Raw genomic sequence first — 17,448 nt, 5'->3', positions numbered from 1 at the left:
TCTCCTTGTGTGAATGCTGGTGTGGTAACTTTCATTCTACACGAATCAGGCTGTGAGCCATTTTTTTATTTCAGTAGGGTGTCGCACTTCATATTACAATCCGTCATATAGAAAAAAGACATGACTCCTTAAACTGATTCATGCCTTTTATTGCATCGTATATGTGTTGAATTTACTGAACGGGACTTTGATATCTACAAATCCTTTAGCGTAGGGTGCAACCTCATAAGGGTGGAATCGGATGACAATCCCTTTATCATATAAAAAGAATTCAGATGTTTGATCAAGCTGAGAATCATAAATATTTTCTTCAAAAATAGAAACTCCTGCATTATACATGGCTAATAGACTGTTTGAGATTGATTTCTCTACCTTCTTCATCTGAGTATCGTCTTTGACATACTCGCTTAGCTTCAGTTCTTTCCCCGTTCTTAAGTCATAGTTATATGACCTTGTCGCATCCATTCCATGTGCTCCCCCAGCGTACATATGATCTTCATACACCACAGATATCTTTTCTTTTGCATTGTATTTTACACTGGCCATGGTAGTGAAGGAATAATTCTTGTTTAATTTCTTGTCTTCTTTGTCCAGGCTAGCTGCCTTGACTGCGTGGAGTTTAAATGTCTTGTTCAGCATATCCGTCACAGATTTCTTTCCACCTGTAAGATGTATGTATTGCTGTCCTTTGTAATACTGGATCTTCGTTTTCACTGTAATCGTGCTTGCTGCCTCTACATGATTAATCGGAAGAATTATAGCAATCAGTACAATGAGCATAAGGTAATTTATCCATCTGAATTTTTTTATTCCAGTTCTATATTCCCACATTATCAACAAACCCCTTTGGCTCAAATGATATCGTTTCTTGCATTCTGTTCCATATTACCTGTGGAGTACCCTTTAGGTCTGCTCCGTTCTGGACGTTGCCAATCCAGATTTGTTCGTTTCCCGGATGCTGTAAATAGTGCCTGAGCGTCGCTTTGACCAGAATAGACGCATGCAAATCCAGCACCTCATCCAGCGGTATCCAGAACAACTCCCCTTCATCCGAGGGTACAAACCGTCGATGACTCGTCTCTCCGAAATATACAAACTGCTGCCAAATCTCACCACCGTTAACCTCTAACAGAATATATCGAAGCCGAAAGTGTTCGACATCCGCTTGCTTGAATCCGGTCTCTTCTTCAATCTCCCGATAGCTGGCGGTCATGGGCGTGTTCAGTTCCCCTTGTTCCAAATGTCCGCCAATGCCACCCCAGAATTCAAAATCAAACAATCTGCTACCCGCCTTCTTCATCATCAGCATGTCTGAGCCATTGCTCAAAAATGCTGTAGCCATCTGTCTAATCTCCATATGTACCTCGCTTTCCAAACTGTAATTATAGGAATCTACTTGTCTATATAAACTGAACTAAAGAATATTTACACTAGACACTCCGATGACAGAACAACCTTCCGATCACTGTTATCCCCAGATTTTTTTGATTCCTTTCCTAAAGGGTAAATCCGGGGATAAAGGCGAGGTTTATGCTTCTTCAGGTTCTTTCTGTCCTCTCCGTTTGGTGTAAATGTTATATTCAATTTATATAACCGTTTCTAAAGTAATTCCTTTAGCTCACTTAGATGCTCAATCGTATGTAAAGGACCAGTCGTAATGGTGTCCTGCCATGGCTGGTTAACCTTCATCCAGATCGTACTCATGCCAACGCTTGCCGCTCCTTGAATATCGTTCACCGGATGATCGCCAATGTAGATGCACTGCTCGGGAGTAAGACCGAAATGATCGAGTGCAAGCTGAAAGATCCGAGGATCGGGCTTTTTGACTCCAGCCTCTTCTGAAACAATAATATGGTCGTAATCCTCCCGGATACCGAGTTGATCGATTTTCCCATACTGAATATCGGTCTGCCCATTGGTAATTAACCCGGTACGATATTTCCCTCTGAGATGCTGAACAACTTCTCGCGCCTGTTCCATCAGAACTGAACTTCGCACATACTCTCTGCCATAGAACTCCATCAGTTCTGCATGTGGCGGATGCTCTGCCCAAGGTAGTTCATGTAGTAACTCGTTAAAAAGAAGGGGTTTGTCCTTATAACCATCTTGGTCGAGTTCAATAATCCGCTTGCTGATATCTTCGGTTGATTCTAGATGACCAAAATAAGTCTTAATCAAGCTCTGCGTGAATACGTCAAAGGTCATCGTTCTGTTCAGGATTGTATTGTCCAAATCAAAAATAACCGCTTTAATATGATCCATCGCTTCTTTCCCCCAGTCCAATAATGAGAAGCCGTGCTTATTTTTTCTTTTTGTGATAATGATAACCCGTGCATAGACCCTTTTGCTTGGATTTGGCTGAACAGTTATGTCCACCGTTCTTATCCAGTCTGCCTGGATGAGCATAAGCGGAAGAGGATACACCCACAAGCACGACAAGAGACAGGATTACAATAACAACCTTTTTCATAAGTTACCCTTCGATAAACACCCTATGCTTTAGGGCTTAATACGTGCTATATCATTCTACATGAAAATCCACAATTGGGATATCCTTCATCTTTTTTTATCCGTACATTCTCATAAAATCTTAAATTGCTTCAACGCATGGGTGACTCCGTCTTCACTTGCCCGCAGGGTAACATAATCGGCGCTTTGTTTAATTCGTTCTCCGCCATTTCCCATCGCAATTCCGATTCGCGCATACAGTAGCAGATCCACATCATTCTCCCCATCGCCAAAGGCCATCGTCTCATCTCTGGTTATCTTCAGATAGTCGAGAACTTTCCCTGCAGCTGTAGATTTGCTGACTTCGCTCGCTTCCAGCACATTCACTACATACGGATGGAATCTCACGAATCGTATGGAAGGAAATCTGGATTGAAATTTCTCCGTCTCTGCCTCATCCGCATATAAGCAGATGCAGTATACGTCCTGTTCCAACGTGCTGACTTTCTGTGGGGAATCCGCCAGTCCAAGCGTATCTCTCAATGCATCAGCAACACGACCATCTGCTGTACACAACCCGTTCATCTCGAAGGACTCGGTAAAATATGAAATACTACGCCCTTGCAATTCGGCAAACTCGCTAAATTCTCTAACCATCTGTGCAGAAAGAACTGACTTATGTATCACTTCATCACCTGCTTTGATCAATGCTCCGTTGGCCGAAATGATTATATCGATTCCGAGACTCCGGAATTCTTCACATAAATTAAGGGGTCTACCTGTGACGAGTACGACTTGAATGCCATTACGAATCAAGTCCTTGATCGACTCTGCTGTATGAGGTGATAAACTCCGATCCACTTCGCTCAGCAATGTACCGTCCACATCAAAGAACACAGCTTTAATCAATATATTCTTCCTCCTCTTTCTTCAAGTAAAAAGAGCAAGTACAGAATAACCTGATGCGGTCTTCCTGCACTTGCTCTTACGTTTAACGGGTCTGAACATCTTTGGTACGTCCCATGTACCATGATTGAAATGATTCCGCCGTATCCAAGGGGATGTCATGTGCGCGATGATGCAGAACAGGTTTGGCGCGGTTTACCGTATGAATGGACGCAACACCGAACCAACGCTGTAACACATTACGGGTGATCTGCACTTCGATGACTTTCTCACGTTTGGAGATGAAGAGGGTTGACGTGAGCGCGCCGCTCCGAAGTTGAATGAAATTCTGATTCAGAGTGTATCTGGTATGGAAAAAGTCCACCACTCTGCATGTTGCAATCCATACTAACAGAATCGCCGAAATCATCCACCAGGCATGCTTCTGTCCTAACACGAATGGTTTGAAATACCACAGTAAACCCGTGATAATGATCCATCCCCAACTTGGTTTGAGCAGGCGCAACCATAATGATATTCTCGGAAGTTTTTCCATCTCCTGTGTGACCCGATAGGATGGTAGAATCTCCTCTATCATGGTATAGGCTTGCTTCACAGGCAAGAATGGATAGAGCGAGTTCACCTCATGATCGGATTCTCCCAAACTACCTGCAGTAGTCAATTCTACTTCGGCTAATCCAAGCAGCCTTTTCATCGGAGACTGTGTAATTTTCACGGCTTGGACTCGCTCTTTCAGGATTGAAAATGACGTTTGCTCCATCATGCCTTTCGTAATATAGATCCGCTTGGCATCCGAGGTAATCTGGAAGTTTCCATATTTCACAAACGTTCTGACAATGCCCAGAGCAATAGATATGATCAATAAAACTACAATCATTAAACCGGCAATCCACCAGGAATCGAGCCAGGTTAATAACAAACTTTCCGTTACTTCCTCATCTGGGAAGAAGTCCTTCACCCACGAATAGAGCGTAGCCAGGACCGGAATCAGTACGAGAAAACTAAGCGACGTAAAGGATGCTTTCAATATGTCTCTGCGAGTGGAATGATAATGAACAACCCGTTCCTGTTTTTCTTTTGCAGGTAGTGACATGACTTCATCCGTTACAACAGGTTCAGATTGCTCCTCTCCCTCTTCGATGGACTCATCTACATCTATCGTAACATGTTCCTCTGCTTCTTCAGCCATGTGACCTGCTACAATTTTCTCCAGCTGTTCCGCTTCGGAAAGTGAAACAACGGGTAACTGAAAGGTAGCATCTTCTCCCTTAATTCCGGTCTCGAATCGAATTGACGTCACCCGGAACAAACGATGAAACAGCGTCGTATGACGATTCACATTCTGGACCTTCGTGTATGGGATCGTTCTTCGCGTACGGTTGAACACACCACTGTAGATATGAAAGGCCGTATCATCTGCTGTGTAACGAGAGGTAAACCACTTCAAGATAATCGAAATAATACTGATGGATATCCCGATGTAAAAGGCGATTCTTCCATAGAAAACCCATTGGGACTCTGAGCCCTGACGGAAAATAAACAAAAACAGGATGATCGCAAACGAATTTTTCACCAGTTTCCACAAACTCCACAGCATGGTTAATGGATGATGTCGCTTCATATCGATCATTCATCCACCTCATTAATCCGCGCGTAGGACGCAATCTGATGACGGAGTGCAAGCGCTACTTCCTCTGGCAATGCCAGGATGTCATGCGATGAACCCATCGTGCCCACCGATACGGAATAGAGTCCATATTTTCGCATCAAAGGTCCCTGATTCGTTGTAACCGATTGCACTTTCGCCATGGGGATGATCTGATGTACCTTGGTTAGCGCCCCATGCTTCAGTTGCAGGAACTCCTCATTCACATCATAGTACCAATGCTTGTATAACCATGAAGGCTGGATGAAGATATCCCACACCGCATAAGGCACAGATATGGCCGTAACGCCCCACAAAATCCATCCAATCCACGTCTTCCATCCATAGATGGAGTCGAGGATTAACAGTACGGCAAGTATCAGAAAGCCTATCACATTCCATATGATGGCGCTAATTCTCCACAAGTTTACCGCATGAGGGGAGAGCCGTTGCTCGGGTGTATTCCACTGGATTGACATATGTTCACTCCTTTTTTCCTCGGGTACATATTAACACACATAATACACTCTACGAACAATCGTCCACGATCGATGCAGAAAGATTCCGTTAGTTAGTAAAAGAGATGACCCCTGTGTGATACAGGTCGTCATCTCTATTGTTTATTTTACTGTAAAATTCTGTACTTCACATAACCAAACCATATGGTCTGTTCCTTCGCCCCAGTAGTTCTTCGCCACGACATAGGGTTCACCGAATTTGCGTTGCCACTTCTTCTGTGCGATCTGGTAACCGCTATCCAGGCAGAATTGCTGGATGCCCAGCCGCTGCAGTTCAGTAACCAGTGCGAGAATAAGCGCCGAACCAATCCCCTGACCTTGAACCTCGGGCAAAACGTACAAGCTACCCAGTTCTCCGATATCGTTCAGCCGGTGATCTGTACATTCTCGTATCTCTTCACCACAAGGTCCATACGAGATTGTGCCTACAATGGACTTACCCATTTTGGCCACGAGGAAAAATACCCTTGCTTCCTTGTTGTGATCTGACTGCAATGCAGTGTGAATCAATGCTTTCTTATGCACTATTTCATCCTGGATATCATCCTTAAGGGAGCCTATACCCTCCTGTTTGAATGCCGCGGGGATGGTTGTCTCGAACACCTGATACGCTCCCTCTGCATCCGATCGCGTCAAAGGTTTAATGATAATTTTGTCATCCACAGGTTCTTCTCCATTCCATATACCTTCTTAATCTGTACGTCGCTGGATCAATCTTCTTAATTGGTTCGAATCCTCAAGAGATATGCTATATCCCGTTGAGGTGTCTTCCTGGTTTACTAACAGACCTTGCATCTCGGAGTCCATTCCTAATGAAAAATCGTACCGCGTTACCGAGCCATCCGCATTCGTTATACTCATCTTGTACTGTGTGCCATAATTCAGATTGCCCGGCAAACGCTCTGCCTTATGTATGGCCTCCATCATGTGCCGTATCTCGTCAGATCGATCAAACTTAACATCTTGACATGGTTCAAAAGTGAAGTCTGGATTACAGGTTAAGGTGATCAGCACAGGAAGACCTTCTTCCGAATCCACTTCATTCGGTTGACTGCACCCTGTAATGAACGTAGCAATGACGAGTACCATCAAGAAACCTACATATTTCACCATACCACCTGCCTCCCTGACTTCGTAATGAATAGAGACGTACTGGATAGAGACGTAATGATTACAGCATCTAGTGACCAAACTGAACTATTTATCAGTAGTCATGTCAAGTTACGTAACTCTGGGTCCCACGAAGACAACAGAGCGGTCAGTCTCTGTACGGTCTCTTCCACAAATACTTGAACCCTAGCACCCGTGATGAACTCAGGAGTAATTCCCGGTTCTTCCCCATTCAGAAAAGAAAACGTGTGGTCCCGCCAGCGAATAATCTCGTCAGCAGTTAAACGATCCGTCATGTCATAACCTGGTGAACTGTTGAGCACATGCCATACCTCTTCACTCCAACTTGAACCTTGATAAAGATTGAAATCGATCTGGTCCGTCTCCTGGTAATATAATCGCGCCAGTTCATCCTTCGATCTGCTAATGCCTCTATGTTGGTCTACCTTGTTGACCCGTTCGACGAATTCAGGATGCACACTTCGGAACCAGTAATAGTCTGTCAGCACATGCATAAAGTACCCACGCACAAACCACTTCCATCCTTCATCGATGAGATGTTGCATATAGGATGAGTAGAGTTCCTGCAGTCGACCAACGTGATCCCCTTCATCCTTTGGATTGAAATGGGTGTACTCCTTATCGTCTCTGGTTGTACCTTCACGCATATGTATAGAATCCGGGGCGATATTCCCCAGATAGAATGAACCTCGATCAGTTTGCACTTGCAGAGAGTCTGCAATTCGATTAGCAATATTGAGATGAACCATAGGTAGCGGCATAGAGATGATCTCCTTTTATCGGGAATATTCTACTATACTGAGGAAAAAGTGATTAACCCTTGATTCTCTCCAATTGCATCCGGTCAAACAATTGCTCCAGATCCGTATGGTACTCCGGCTGTTCCTGTGCGAGCAGACTAATATATTCCGACCCACACTCATAGAATACTAGACGATTAAACGGAACTGTATCTCCAAAATGATTGCTTTCCTGTCCAAATTTTCCCCGAATCAGATTCTCAACATACCTTGCGTAACCTTCGTTCCATTCCAGCCAGCTCCAGTACTCGGCTTGTTCTTCATTTAATGAACCGAACAGTGCCTTTCTAGCTGTTTGCACTTCCGTTAGGTCCTTACTCTTCAACGCAGACAACAATGAGTTAATCCGCTCCACAACGATTTCATCTTCGTACGGAAACTCATAATCCAGTTCCCATGTTACGCGCTTCAGTTGGTCCATTTTATGCTTAATCTGGAGACGGCTCACGATCCGTCCATCATATTTCTCATATACATAACAATGAACATATTCGTGGAATAGATAGACTTTCTGCTCCAGATCTTTAAAAGCTGCATCCGTTACAATCGCGCACATTCGTCCATCCATATGATGCACAGGCATCGCAGCCAGGCATTCATCTGGAATATATAAATCATCTGGAACCGTCTTCACCCACTCATATTGTTGTGTTTTGGACGAATAATCATAGATATATAATAAAGCCTCATAGGCTACAACCACTGGATAATGTTCTGCAAATAAAGGATGTATGCTGACCAAATCTTTCTGAAGCTCGTTTAACTCGTTAATTTGCTCTAAAAAAGCTTCCATGTTATTAACCCTCTCTTTACTGGGATGATGCGTTAATCATACTAGAACAGGAAAGATAAAACACTGAGAGAAAAATGATAATTCTGTTCGAGTATGAGATGGTGAACGTTAGAATCGCTCTCCGCGTTTCTAATATTGTAATGATAGAACCAAACATCATCATTATTCCTCCTAATTGAACCTTTTAAATGTTCACTCCCTATTTTAGCATATTTTTCCTCAGTTAACTTTTCTGGTAGATGTAAGGATGATTTAGCGTGCTTATCAGTTAAAAATAAAAAAATCTTCCACACCCGTGCGAGAAGGTGGAAGATTTATAATCCGGTATACAGTTTCCTAAGTTCGTTCACCACTGACTATGTGCCAATGTTGATGCTTCGAGTCTTGATAGTTGCCCAGGTTCGTCACAATCTTGGATGCTCCTGTCTGAGCTAACAAGTCAGCAGCTACTTTTTTAATGACCTGCATCATTTCTAAGAGTAGCTCATCATTATTCTCTTCTTCTTCTGAAATGAAGGATTGGATATGAATCTTGGGAATCACCACGATGTGATGCGTGTAGTAAGGCTGAGTGTGATGATAAGCCATAACGTTATTTGTTTCCATGACAACTTTGACTTGCGTTTTACCACTCAGCACCTCATCACAATAGAAGTCCTGCGTCATAATATACCCTCCTCTTACTAGTTAATTCTGATATATCCTGCCTTCTTCAATACATATTCCGTAAACGGATTGATCTCAGGGATCGGCTGATTCAGATCAAAATATCGGAGTTCCAGCCCTTCATCATCCATAATGGTTGGGCTGCCCTTGATGCCTGCAGCTTCATAAACAGCCATGACGTTGTAAACTTCATCACCATGTGGATACTGATAGTACATGTCCTCACCAGAAAAGACGCTAATGAGTTTGTACGATTCCGCTCTCAGTCCGGCTTCCTCATACAATTCCCGCGCAGCTGCTTCCTCCAACGACTCCCCTGGTTCCATTGATCCCCCAAGTGTCCCCCAATCCAAGCTATCTGTACGTTTTTGCAGCAGCAGGTGACCTTCCTCATTGAACACGAGTACACATGAGCCCGCCATAATTAGAGGACGCGGGCCCACCATTTTTCTTAGCTCCATGATATATCCCATACATGCTTCTCCCCCATCTTCAAAGTACGTACGTTAAAACGTATCCTTTATGACTTGGTCAAGATTCCCTGGTCCACAGATTTCTGAATAAGTTGCTGCGCATACTCCCACAATGTTTCGGAACCGTTCGCAATCTCACGGTTTCTGTTTAATACCTGATCACTTGTAATGTTATATTTCTGCCACGTATCTCCCTCATTCTGATGATTGTGGATTAGAGGCTGCAACCGGTCGAGAGATGAAGCAAATTGTGCTTCAGGCGTCTGCTTTGATTCAAACTCCAACCATAATTGGAGTAGCTCTTCAGCCTGTTCCTTAGGCAACATACCAAACAGCCGATGAGCCGCTTTGAGTTCACGATCATATTTATCCGTTTGTCCCACCGTATCGTAAGCGAATGTATCTCCGGTATCAATCTCGACCAGATCATGAACGAGAAGCATCTTAATGACTTTGAGGATATCCACATCCTTGTTGGCGTGACTCTGCAGAACCAAAGCCATCATCGCCAGATGCCAGGAATGCTCCGCATCATTTTCAAGTCTATCCCCATGGATGATTCTTGTTCTCCGTTCAATCGTTTTTAGTTTATCAATTTCAATGAGAAAGTGAATCTGATCCTGTAATGAGTCGTTCAACAGTATATCCTCCTTCATATTCGATACCCAATCTATATAGAGAGGTCATACCAGTAGACTTTATAGTTAAAGTCCAGTGACATGCCCACACCCTGTGCCAGACGAATTGAGCCTTCATTGTCCGGAGAACAATCCCAATACGGATGTTTGTCTACGCGACTGCATTCTTCTACAAATGCTTTTGCCACCATCGCACCATAATTTCTTCTTCTGTAGACTTCAACCGTTTCAATATCAACCGCATGTGTCTGATCTGCAATAAATGCCGAAAAGCAAACACTCGCGATATCATCGTTATGCACTGCAATGTAGCCAAAGCCATGTTGTAAAAAATCATCTATTGTCGTCCAAAAGTGAGAGATTTTATCTTTCAGAAAAGAGGAATTGTTATACCTTTTCTCTCCTAATAGCACTTGATCTATTCTGAGAATTCTGACTTCCTCGTCCTGAAAAGCATATATATCGATAGGTACTTGATGACTTATAGGATCTGGATTCAATTTGAATACATGTTGAATATCACTGGAGATCTCTCTTTTCCCGGAGATATGCTGAAGAACATCTTCCCAGGCTTCGTCCACCACACCAATCTCAACGGCATGAATATGTAAGTTCAATAACTCAGGTTCAATATGTTCCTGCATGAACTCTTTCAATTCATTCAGAAAGGGGCCACTTCGAGAGTCTCCAATCAACTGAAAACCAGATTGTCCCTGTACCCAAATTAAAGCTGCAGTTATATTCTCTGCATCATCGACATAGATCCGTCCCGGATTCAAGCCAGATACCACAGCCTTAACTTCAATATTCTGACACGAATCCGTGAGATGCTTTACTTTGTGGAAGTCATGTTTATCAATCTCGGTTATCATTGGTTCATTCCTCCCAAATTCGAGACAGAGCCCTACAGCATGGATGATCTCAATCAAATCTTATATTCATAGATTCTCGTCTCTTCATCATCAAGCAGGTATCCTTTACCGATATAAGTCCAATTACTTTTTTCATAATAATCGGTCAGATCCGTACACAGGTACAGCTTGTCATACCCTTTCGCTTTCACCTCATTCATTGCATGAGTCTGAAGTTGTCCACCCAGGTTCTGGCCCCGATATTCTGGATCAACATGAAGACATGCAAACCAGGGAAAGAGATCCTGCCTGCTATTCAGATCGCTTCGTAATAAGGCGTACCCACCGATAATTCGGTCTCCGTCCAACATCACATAAAATCTTGGCACATCACTCTCTGTATCCACAGAACGCTCTATACAATCCCGATAGAAATGGAAGCTGGATTCTGAGCCCCATTGTTTCCAGAAATACTGTACTGCTTCTTGCAGCACGTCCGGCTTCTGCCGAATATCAATAATTTGCAAAATGTTATTCTCCCTTCACTTGGATCTGATTCAACATATATTCCGCATAATCCAGAAGTAATGCTTCACTCAAATTCACATTCTCCAGTTCACCATTGTACTTTGCAAGACATTGTGAGATGACGTCCGTGTATTTAGAAGGAAGCTCTGTGAGCGCCCATGCTCCTGCTTCTCGCTTGGAGTGAATGACTGAATCTTTCACATACAAGAGAACCCGGGACAGGTTCAATACATAGTAGACTGGGTTGTCCACAATTTCTTCCATAGCTGAACTCGCGTCCGATGTAATTGAGGCAATCATATGTTCACGATTTTCCGGTTGGAAGAGATCTTTAATTGGTTTACCATCCAGCACAATACCTCGATTATAGATGACCGCCATATGTGCTACCAGATCCGGATCTTCATATCCACCACATAGATATTGCTCATCCGTTCGATATTTCTCCCGATGATAGGCAGAGTAATGAAATTCGAAAGGAGTAGGGTATGACATGGCAACAATCGTAGATTCCAGTACAATACTGAGTTCAAAGCCTTTCGTAATGTGCATCTCATCTTCAATATGCATTAGCTTTTTTGCAATCCTTCGATAGGTATCGGCAGTTCGCTTTTCCCGGCTAACGACCAATATATCGATATCACTCTGATTCGGATGAAAGCATCCCATAGCCATAGAACCGTGTAAATAGATTCCCACCAAGGCATCCGTTAATTCTTCTTTCAACATACAAGTAACGCTATCTAAAACAGTTTTTTCATTCAACAAGAGTCTCTCCTTTATGTAGAAGATCCGTTCTCCAATTCAATGTTCAGTTCACGCACAAAAACAGCCGTCCCCTTAATTCTAACATCCATATCCTCACCATCCCGAATTACACTCACTTGAACTTTTCCATCTCTTCCAATCTCATGCCCTTGTTCTACCACAAACTGTACCTCATCGATCTCCGGTTTCACATAGGTTAAATAATAGGCACCCATCACCCCCGAGGCTGTTCCAGTCACTGGATCTTCTGTAGTACCTGAGTACGGTGAAGAGAAATGTCTCGCATGCATCATCGCATCGGTATCACGGGTTTCAAAACAAAAGGGATGTAGCGAAGCTTTAGGATTCTCAAGCAAAACACCAGGGAATAAAGAAGAATCCGGTTTCATTTTAACAAAAGAGTTCAGTTCACGGATTGGGATTAATAGCGTCCAGGTTCCAGTGCTTCCATAAACGATCGGAATAGAGAGGTCCACATCATCCAGAGTTAAGTTTATTGTACTTAGCAGCTTCTCGATATCACCCTGGAACGGGTTAAACCGCGGCTGATCTTGCTTCATCTCCATGTAAATGGTGTCGCCATTTCGCTCAAATTGAATAGGTAATACGCCTACATTGGTTTCAATCGTGATCAACTCTTTGTCACCCAACATACCACGTGTCTTCAAACCATACAGTGATGCCATTGTGGCATGACCACACAGATTAATCTCATGTCCTGGCGTAAAATAACGTAATCTGACGTCAGCTATTTCAGAGTTCAATACAAATACCGTCTCGTTAAATCCAACTTGATAAGCGATCTGCTGCATCGCGGTCTCACTGAAATGATCAGCATTAAAAACCACTCCTGCCGGGTTACCTTGGCCGGGAACTGTAGAGAAAGCATCATAATGATATACCTTAATATCACTCATCAAAAGGCCCACTTTCTTTGTAATCTACGAGATGCACATTTCCATATAACTCTACACTTTCACCGTCAATTACAATCCCACTACCATCTTGGCACGCATAGACCGCCTTACTGTTAACGAGCTTCGTATTCTCTGATCCAATTTTTCGTTAGATTCGAAAGCCAAATCACTTAGCAGTACCAACGTAGTCATCTTAGTTCCTCCGTATATGTCAGACTAGCTTAAGCTCTTTATCCAAAATCGAGAAAAAATACTGGTCTGTCCACTGACTGTTCCACCATAGTTCTTCACTGAAGACGGCCTCCCGTGTCATACCCACATGCTGCATCAGTCCGGCTGAGCGAATGTTTTGTGAATTGCACATGCCAACGACCTTATGAGCTTGTAATTCTTGAAACGCAAATTGTAATAAAAGTCGGGTGGCTTCACTCCCGTATCCTCTCCCTGCATAGTCGGAAAGTACTGCGAATCCAAGTTCCCAGCTTTTTCGGTAATCCACATAACTCCACATTTGAACGATACCAATTGGCGTATTTTCCGGATCATTCAAGCGGCGTATAACGAAATCATAGGCATACGGTTTCTCGTCTGCGACAGCAAAATGGCTGCGATATTTTTCACGGACCTTCTCCTCATCCGCTTCAACAGTTTCCTCAAAACTCCATATGCCTGCATCACATTCAATTTGACATATAAAGTCGAGGTCCTGTTCTGTGACTGTTGTTATTCTAACCTTCTGTCCCACGAATTCCATGTGAATTCATCCCCTTTGGATTAGTATCATTGCTTGGGAATCTCCCACTCTGTATTAAGCAAACCTCTACCAATGTTCCATTTGGCAAGCAAAGCTCTCTGTCTGTTTTCCAGATCAAGATACGGTGCTGCAACACAGGATAACGTGACAAACATATGAATAAAATGAGGTCCTTCCTTGAAACGTCGAAGCCCTCCATACTCTTCATCATCCGCTGCCCATACAATCTTTTTAATCCCCGACATTAAAATGGTACCAGAACACATGGGACAAGGCTCACAGGTAGTGTAGAGCGTCAGGTCTTTCTTCGTGAATCTCTTCTTATTGTCTACATCCAGCAAATGTTTTCCTACCTGACGAATGGCGTCCACCTCAGCATGTGCGGTGGGGTCGCAATCCGAGAAGACTCGGTTCCGGCCTTTACTCACGACATTCCCATCCACATCCACAATTATCGCACCAATTGGATACGTGCCTTCAACAAGTGATTGTTCTGCTTCTTCCAGAGCCAACGTTAAATATTCATAATCCGATAACTTCATTGAACGTCCCCCTGAGTACAGTTATAGTTCCTTACAAAACAGATTCCTTCTGCTTCTTTTACGTCACGACAAGGCTCAATATCCATAAACCGGGTTACATCTGGTTCAGCGAAATGCTCAAAAACAACCTGACGATCTGCTAGGGTTAACTCTCTGAGGTACAATCGTTCAGTCTCTACATTAGGAAAATGAGTCATGACGGGCTCTCCTTTAATCATTAAAAGTTCCTGATCGTGTACTGTCCTGCTTCACCAAGAAAATCACTTTTGGTTAACCCTTTTTCTCCGAGTAAAATCCTGTAGTTCGATATCGTACCGTCATGTGAAATGATAAACGTATTGCCACTCTGTTTCCTGCACCATTCAAGAAGCTGTTCAGCTAATATCCCGAATCGTTGTGCATTCATCTGATTAATACTTTCTTCCCAACAGTCCAATCCCAATTCAATCATTCTTATGTCAGTGTACGGATTGCTGAGTTCTTCCTTCGTATAGATCTGATCGCAGACGAAAGGAACAAACTCCGGATTCTGAGGAAACATTCTTGGCCCAACCAGCGGGCTGAAGAATGCAAGATTTTGGTTAGGAATTAGAAGGAGTGCTGTTTCGATCGTACGTTTCGTCGGACTAACCAAAATGACGTCTTCAGGCGCAAAAACGACTTATTTACGCAATGCTATAACCTGACTTTTTCCCAATTCAGTGAGGCCAGGGTGCAGGCAATTTAATCGGTTAGGGTAATCTATCAAGTGTTCACCATGACCATGACGAATAAATGTAATGTTCATAAGCCCTCTATTTCTGAATGAAGTGTCTGATGCCTTTTGCATCAAGAAGGTTACTCAGTTCCTTTTTCAAAAACACAGGGTAGACTTCCATCTGCTCTAGTTCGTCCAAAGAAAACCATTTGAAAATTAACTTACCGTTATCTTCTAGACCTTTGAATTCAATTTCACTATATAGCTTATGGGCTTCCGGCAATGTGATGATATAATAAAAACCAACTTCATGATATTTCAGGCCATCATATTCAAAGAAATTTTCACTAACAAATGCGAGCCTTTGCGCTTCTACATGAACACCCAGTTCCTCCGCTATCTCTCGCACAATAGCCGCTTCTGTTGTCTCGTGCAATTCCACCCGCCCTCCGGGAAGATTCCAGAAATCGTCCTGTTCAGTCGTATGCAAAAGAACTCTTCCTTTGTCTATCACAATACCTGCCACACGAAAGTTGAATTTGTTGTTATTTTGCTCATACGATATATTTTTGTTTTCTGAATTACTCATCTCGCTGACCATCCATCGGACAATCCATCCATGAATCCCATGATGAATGACGGAATGATGAGTACGAGCAATAAAATCAAACTGGCTATGCCCCATCTAAAAATTACTTTCCGTTTGCTTCGAACACCTATAATAATTAAGAATGCGGTTGTTGCAATTAGGGCTACTTCATAAAATGTCATAAAACTAACCTCCGGTATGTATTCGTATTTCATTAAGGTTATTACAGAATCTTTTCTAGTTTGCGCCTACAAGCCTCGAGGTCATAATCCGAATTATCCAGCCATACCTTATCCATCTCAAGTAAGTCATAGATTTCGGACTCCAGCTTCTTTCTTTCCTGCAAAACCTGTACCGTACCCTGAACACCCTGATAACCCTGTGCTTGCCCAAAGCCCTGATTCGTATAATAGTCAATAAAGCCCTCTGACCATTCTTTTGGTCTTTCACTGACCGCCTTCTCAAATGTATATGATATATCCTTCTGATCGATATAGATGAGAAGCGGATTCAGAGCATGAATGATACGCCCCAGTCCCAATACATACTGCACGTTCTGCTCTTTGGATTGATTACATTTAACAAGACCCATGGTCAGTGGATTCTGGATAAAACAACATTCAAATATCGTGATGCAGTCATCATTCGTGCTTAACTGGTTTTCAGTGAACTTCTGCCACTTCTCGGTGATCAGCTTTACATTTTGTGCAAAAGAAATTTCGTAAATATCTCGGCTAAATATATCCCCCACCACCTGATCGGGAAGCTCTATTCCCCGTTGTTCTTTCATCTTACGGTATGGGATCAGAACACCTTGATCATAGGCAATCGCATTACTTTCCAGAATCTCTCTGTAATCTTCATACGTGGTTAGTAGGGCCTCGAAGTCTTCAGCAAGATAAAAAACAACGCCTTCGTAATCAGCAGGGTGATCCAGGTTTCCTTCCTGGAATAGTTGCACCTGCTTGCCTTGATCTATCAGGATTTCGGATACCATCTTTGCAATCGTCGACTTGCCCGAACCTGGCAATCCTTCAATGAGTATTAGTTGCCTAGCCATCTTACATCATCCTTATTCTTCATTATGTGTGATGTTATGGATTTTCCATGTATCAGAAACTATGTTATCAATCAATATCTGCAATAACCCATTGCGCGTTATCGCCATCCGCTTTCTTTTTCCAAAACACCATCGTATTAATATATTCCTTGTCGTTCTCTCTTAATTCAGTAATCGTTACTGCCCCCTGGTAGAGCTTCTTTTGCTCTTGAATGATAATATCGCTTATGGAAGTAATCTTGCGAACTTTGTATCTTCCCATGCCCGATATAGGAGATTTTGGATCAAAAAGATTCATATATTCTTTTTCATCCTTTTCGTATAAATAACGCATTCGGGCGTTCATAAGTTTGACGATTTCCAATTTCTCCCCAGTATAGTTTGTTTCATCGAGATACTCTGGTGGGATGTCTTCCTTCTCTTGGGAAGTCGGTATTTCTCCTTCCTGTTGTGTCTCTTTTTCTGTGACATTTTGAGGTGAGGAATCTATTAATTGCTGTGCATCTTCAGTGTTTCCATTGTTCTGACAGGCAACCAGAAGTAGAAAAAATAATGAAACTACGGTGAACTTTTTCATAGTCAGCCCTCCATTTAATCATCGATAACACTCCACTGGTAAAGGCCTTAAATGCCTTTAATTTAGAACGAAGACTTCCTATGTATGTAAAATTTTCTCTCAAGGTACATCATAACCCATAATGTGGGATTTGCGAATAAACGAAAT

General features: G+C 42.8%; 27 protein-coding genes. All 27 read right to left on the bottom strand.

Going from position 1 to position 17,448, the window contains the following annotated elements; genetic code table 11:
- Nucleotides 1–147: 147 nt before the first annotated feature.
- Nucleotides 148–831, bottom strand: a complete 684-nt coding sequence (locus tag MHB43_RS08525; RefSeq protein WP_405131745.1) for a DUF3298 domain-containing protein — start codon at nt 829–831, stop codon at nt 148–150.
- The gene (locus MHB43_RS08520) at nt 818–1,342 is read right to left on the bottom strand and encodes an NUDIX hydrolase (protein ID WP_339183314.1); all 525 of its coding nucleotides are present in this window, start codon (nt 1,340–1,342) and stop codon (nt 818–820) included. The genes MHB43_RS08525 and MHB43_RS08520 overlap by 14 nt, the downstream gene beginning before the upstream one ends.
- 257 nt (nt 1,343–1,599) lie before the next feature.
- The gene (locus tag MHB43_RS08515) at nt 1,600–2,262 is read right to left on the bottom strand and encodes an HAD family hydrolase (protein ID WP_339183313.1); all 663 of its coding nucleotides are present in this window, start codon (nt 2,260–2,262) and stop codon (nt 1,600–1,602) included.
- A 37-nt stretch (nt 2,263–2,299) separates the two neighbouring features.
- A complete protein-coding gene (locus tag MHB43_RS08510; RefSeq protein WP_094030640.1) occupies nt 2,300–2,470 on the bottom strand; it encodes a YHYH domain-containing protein in 171 nt (56 codons plus the stop codon).
- A 110-nt stretch (nt 2,471–2,580) separates the two neighbouring features.
- Nucleotides 2,581–3,357 (bottom strand): Cof-type HAD-IIB family hydrolase, encoded by a 777-nt coding sequence (locus MHB43_RS08505; RefSeq protein ID WP_339183311.1) that lies wholly within the window; start codon nt 3,355–3,357, stop codon nt 2,581–2,583.
- An 82-nt stretch (nt 3,358–3,439) separates the two neighbouring features.
- Nucleotides 3,440–4,984, bottom strand: coding sequence for a PH domain-containing protein (locus tag MHB43_RS08500; protein WP_405131744.1), 1,545 nt, complete (start codon nt 4,982–4,984; stop codon nt 3,440–3,442).
- Nucleotides 4,981–5,478: a PH domain-containing protein gene (locus MHB43_RS08495; RefSeq protein WP_405131743.1), complete on the bottom strand. Its 498-nt coding sequence runs from the start codon at nt 5,476–5,478 to the stop codon at nt 4,981–4,983. Before MHB43_RS08495 ends, MHB43_RS08500 begins: the two co-directional genes overlap by 4 nt.
- A gap of 141 nt (nt 5,479–5,619) precedes the next feature.
- The gene (locus tag MHB43_RS08490; RefSeq protein ID WP_405131742.1) at nt 5,620–6,180 is read right to left on the bottom strand and encodes a GNAT family N-acetyltransferase; all 561 of its coding nucleotides are present in this window, start codon (nt 6,178–6,180) and stop codon (nt 5,620–5,622) included.
- Between the two features lie 27 nt (nt 6,181–6,207).
- Entirely contained in the window at nt 6,208–6,630 is a 423-nt protein-coding gene (locus MHB43_RS08485) for a hypothetical protein (RefSeq protein WP_405131741.1), read from the bottom strand.
- A 98-nt stretch (nt 6,631–6,728) separates the two neighbouring features.
- Nucleotides 6,729–7,409 carry a zinc dependent phospholipase C family protein gene (locus MHB43_RS08480; protein WP_405131740.1) on the bottom strand — a complete coding sequence of 227 codons (681 nt, stop codon included), beginning with the start codon at nt 7,407–7,409 and terminating at the stop codon, nt 6,729–6,731.
- A 52-nt stretch (nt 7,410–7,461) separates the two neighbouring features.
- Entirely contained in the window at nt 7,462–8,241 is a 780-nt protein-coding gene (locus tag MHB43_RS08475; RefSeq protein ID WP_405131739.1) for a hypothetical protein, read from the bottom strand.
- Between the two features lie 336 nt (nt 8,242–8,577).
- The gene (locus MHB43_RS08470) at nt 8,578–8,907 is read right to left on the bottom strand and encodes an HIT family protein (protein WP_405131738.1); all 330 of its coding nucleotides are present in this window, start codon (nt 8,905–8,907) and stop codon (nt 8,578–8,580) included.
- A gap of 17 nt (nt 8,908–8,924) precedes the next feature.
- Nucleotides 8,925–9,380: an NUDIX hydrolase gene (locus MHB43_RS08465; RefSeq protein ID WP_405131737.1), complete on the bottom strand. Its 456-nt coding sequence runs from the start codon at nt 9,378–9,380 to the stop codon at nt 8,925–8,927.
- A 47-nt stretch (nt 9,381–9,427) separates the two neighbouring features.
- A complete protein-coding gene (locus MHB43_RS08460; RefSeq protein WP_405131736.1) occupies nt 9,428–10,018 on the bottom strand; it encodes an HD family hydrolase in 591 nt (196 codons plus the stop codon).
- Nucleotides 10,019–10,050: 32 nt separating this feature from the next.
- A complete protein-coding gene (locus MHB43_RS08455; RefSeq protein WP_339183288.1) occupies nt 10,051–10,890 on the bottom strand; it encodes a GNAT family N-acetyltransferase in 840 nt (279 codons plus the stop codon).
- A gap of 53 nt (nt 10,891–10,943) precedes the next feature.
- Nucleotides 10,944–11,396: a GNAT family N-acetyltransferase gene (locus MHB43_RS08450; protein ID WP_405131735.1), complete on the bottom strand. Its 453-nt coding sequence runs from the start codon at nt 11,394–11,396 to the stop codon at nt 10,944–10,946.
- A 4-nt stretch (nt 11,397–11,400) separates the two neighbouring features.
- Complete coding sequence (locus MHB43_RS08445) at nt 11,401–12,162, bottom strand: aminoglycoside adenylyltransferase domain-containing protein (RefSeq protein ID WP_405131734.1); 762 nt, start codon at nt 12,160–12,162, stop codon at nt 11,401–11,403.
- A 14-nt stretch (nt 12,163–12,176) separates the two neighbouring features.
- A complete protein-coding gene (locus MHB43_RS08440; RefSeq protein ID WP_405131733.1) occupies nt 12,177–13,082 on the bottom strand; it encodes a PhzF family phenazine biosynthesis protein in 906 nt (301 codons plus the stop codon).
- A gap of 69 nt (nt 13,083–13,151) precedes the next feature.
- A complete protein-coding gene (locus tag MHB43_RS08435; RefSeq protein ID WP_405131732.1) occupies nt 13,152–13,274 on the bottom strand; it encodes a hypothetical protein in 123 nt (40 codons plus the stop codon).
- A 19-nt stretch (nt 13,275–13,293) separates the two neighbouring features.
- Nucleotides 13,294–13,836: a GNAT family N-acetyltransferase gene (locus tag MHB43_RS08430; RefSeq protein ID WP_405131731.1), complete on the bottom strand. Its 543-nt coding sequence runs from the start codon at nt 13,834–13,836 to the stop codon at nt 13,294–13,296.
- Nucleotides 13,837–13,862: 26 nt separating this feature from the next.
- On the bottom strand, nt 13,863–14,378 hold the full coding sequence (locus MHB43_RS08425; RefSeq protein WP_405131730.1) for a nucleoside deaminase: 516 nt from the start codon (nt 14,376–14,378) through the stop codon (nt 13,863–13,865).
- On the bottom strand, nt 14,375–14,575 hold the full coding sequence (locus tag MHB43_RS08420) for a hypothetical protein (protein ID WP_405131729.1): 201 nt from the start codon (nt 14,573–14,575) through the stop codon (nt 14,375–14,377). Before MHB43_RS08420 ends, MHB43_RS08425 begins: the two co-directional genes overlap by 4 nt.
- A 20-nt stretch (nt 14,576–14,595) precedes the next feature.
- On the bottom strand, nt 14,596–14,919 hold the full coding sequence (locus MHB43_RS08415; protein WP_405131728.1) for a hypothetical protein: 324 nt from the start codon (nt 14,917–14,919) through the stop codon (nt 14,596–14,598).
- A gap of 253 nt (nt 14,920–15,172) precedes the next feature.
- The gene (locus tag MHB43_RS08410) at nt 15,173–15,676 is read right to left on the bottom strand and encodes an NUDIX hydrolase (protein WP_339183269.1); all 504 of its coding nucleotides are present in this window, start codon (nt 15,674–15,676) and stop codon (nt 15,173–15,175) included.
- Nucleotides 15,661–15,846 (bottom strand): hypothetical protein, encoded by a 186-nt coding sequence (locus MHB43_RS08405; RefSeq protein WP_339183267.1) that lies wholly within the window; start codon nt 15,844–15,846, stop codon nt 15,661–15,663. Before MHB43_RS08405 ends, MHB43_RS08410 begins: the two co-directional genes overlap by 16 nt.
- 41 nt (nt 15,847–15,887) lie before the next feature.
- Nucleotides 15,888–16,724 (bottom strand): adenylyl-sulfate kinase, encoded by an 837-nt coding sequence (locus tag MHB43_RS08400; RefSeq protein ID WP_339183265.1) that lies wholly within the window; start codon nt 16,722–16,724, stop codon nt 15,888–15,890.
- A gap of 67 nt (nt 16,725–16,791) precedes the next feature.
- Nucleotides 16,792–17,301 (bottom strand): hypothetical protein, encoded by a 510-nt coding sequence (locus tag MHB43_RS08395; protein WP_405131727.1) that lies wholly within the window; start codon nt 17,299–17,301, stop codon nt 16,792–16,794.
- Nucleotides 17,302–17,448 lie beyond the last annotated feature (147 nt).

Source organism: Paenibacillus sp. FSL H8-0317 (assembly GCF_045040685.1).
Lineage (GTDB): Bacteria > Bacillota > Bacilli > Paenibacillales > Paenibacillaceae > Paenibacillus.
The sequence above is the reverse complement of the archived record's forward strand: the minus strand, read 5'-3'. Positions and strand labels throughout refer to the sequence as shown.

Coding starts and splice junctions, on each gene's coding strand:
- MHB43_RS08525 (WP_405131745.1), bottom strand. CDS start 831: ATGTGGGAATATAGAACTGGAATAAAAAAATTCAGATGGATAAATTAC.
- MHB43_RS08520 (WP_339183314.1), bottom strand. CDS start 1,342: ATGGCTACAGCATTTTTGAGCAATGGCTCAGACATGCTGATGATGAAG.
- MHB43_RS08515 (WP_339183313.1), bottom strand. CDS start 2,262: ATGGATCATATTAAAGCGGTTATTTTTGATTTGGACAATACAATCCTG.
- MHB43_RS08510 (WP_094030640.1), bottom strand. CDS start 2,470: ATGAAAAAGGTTGTTATTGTAATCCTGTCTCTTGTCGTGCTTGTGGGT.
- MHB43_RS08500 (WP_405131744.1), bottom strand. CDS start 4,984: ATGATCGATATGAAGCGACATCATCCATTAACCATGCTGTGGAGTTTG.
- MHB43_RS08495 (WP_405131743.1), bottom strand. CDS start 5,478: ATGTCAATCCAGTGGAATACACCCGAGCAACGGCTCTCCCCTCATGCG.
- MHB43_RS08485 (WP_405131741.1), bottom strand. CDS start 6,630: ATGGTGAAATATGTAGGTTTCTTGATGGTACTCGTCATTGCTACGTTC.
- MHB43_RS08480 (WP_405131740.1), bottom strand. CDS start 7,409: ATGCCGCTACCTATGGTTCATCTCAATATTGCTAATCGAATTGCAGAC.
- MHB43_RS08475 (WP_405131739.1), bottom strand. CDS start 8,241: ATGGAAGCTTTTTTAGAGCAAATTAACGAGTTAAACGAGCTTCAGAAA.
- MHB43_RS08470 (WP_405131738.1), bottom strand. CDS start 8,907: ATGACGCAGGACTTCTATTGTGATGAGGTGCTGAGTGGTAAAACGCAA.
- MHB43_RS08465 (WP_405131737.1), bottom strand. CDS start 9,380: ATGGGATATATCATGGAGCTAAGAAAAATGGTGGGCCCGCGTCCTCTA.
- MHB43_RS08455 (WP_339183288.1), bottom strand. CDS start 10,890: ATGATAACCGAGATTGATAAACATGACTTCCACAAAGTAAAGCATCTC.
- MHB43_RS08440 (WP_405131733.1), bottom strand. CDS start 13,082: ATGAGTGATATTAAGGTATATCATTATGATGCTTTCTCTACAGTTCCC.
- MHB43_RS08435 (WP_405131732.1), bottom strand. CDS start 13,274: ATGACTACGTTGGTACTGCTAAGTGATTTGGCTTTCGAATCTAACGAA.
- MHB43_RS08430 (WP_405131731.1), bottom strand. CDS start 13,836: ATGGAATTCGTGGGACAGAAGGTTAGAATAACAACAGTCACAGAACAG.
- MHB43_RS08425 (WP_405131730.1), bottom strand. CDS start 14,378: ATGAAGTTATCGGATTATGAATATTTAACGTTGGCTCTGGAAGAAGCA.
- MHB43_RS08420 (WP_405131729.1), bottom strand. CDS start 14,575: ATGACTCATTTTCCTAATGTAGAGACTGAACGATTGTACCTCAGAGAG.
- MHB43_RS08415 (WP_405131728.1), bottom strand. CDS start 14,919: ATGTTTCCTCAGAATCCGGAGTTTGTTCCTTTCGTCTGCGATCAGATC.
- MHB43_RS08410 (WP_339183269.1), bottom strand. CDS start 15,676: ATGGTCAGCGAGATGAGTAATTCAGAAAACAAAAATATATCGTATGAG.
- MHB43_RS08405 (WP_339183267.1), bottom strand. CDS start 15,846: ATGACATTTTATGAAGTAGCCCTAATTGCAACAACCGCATTCTTAATT.
- MHB43_RS08400 (WP_339183265.1), bottom strand. CDS start 16,724: ATGGCTAGGCAACTAATACTCATTGAAGGATTGCCAGGTTCGGGCAAG.
- MHB43_RS08395 (WP_405131727.1), bottom strand. CDS start 17,301: ATGAAAAAGTTCACCGTAGTTTCATTATTTTTTCTACTTCTGGTTGCC.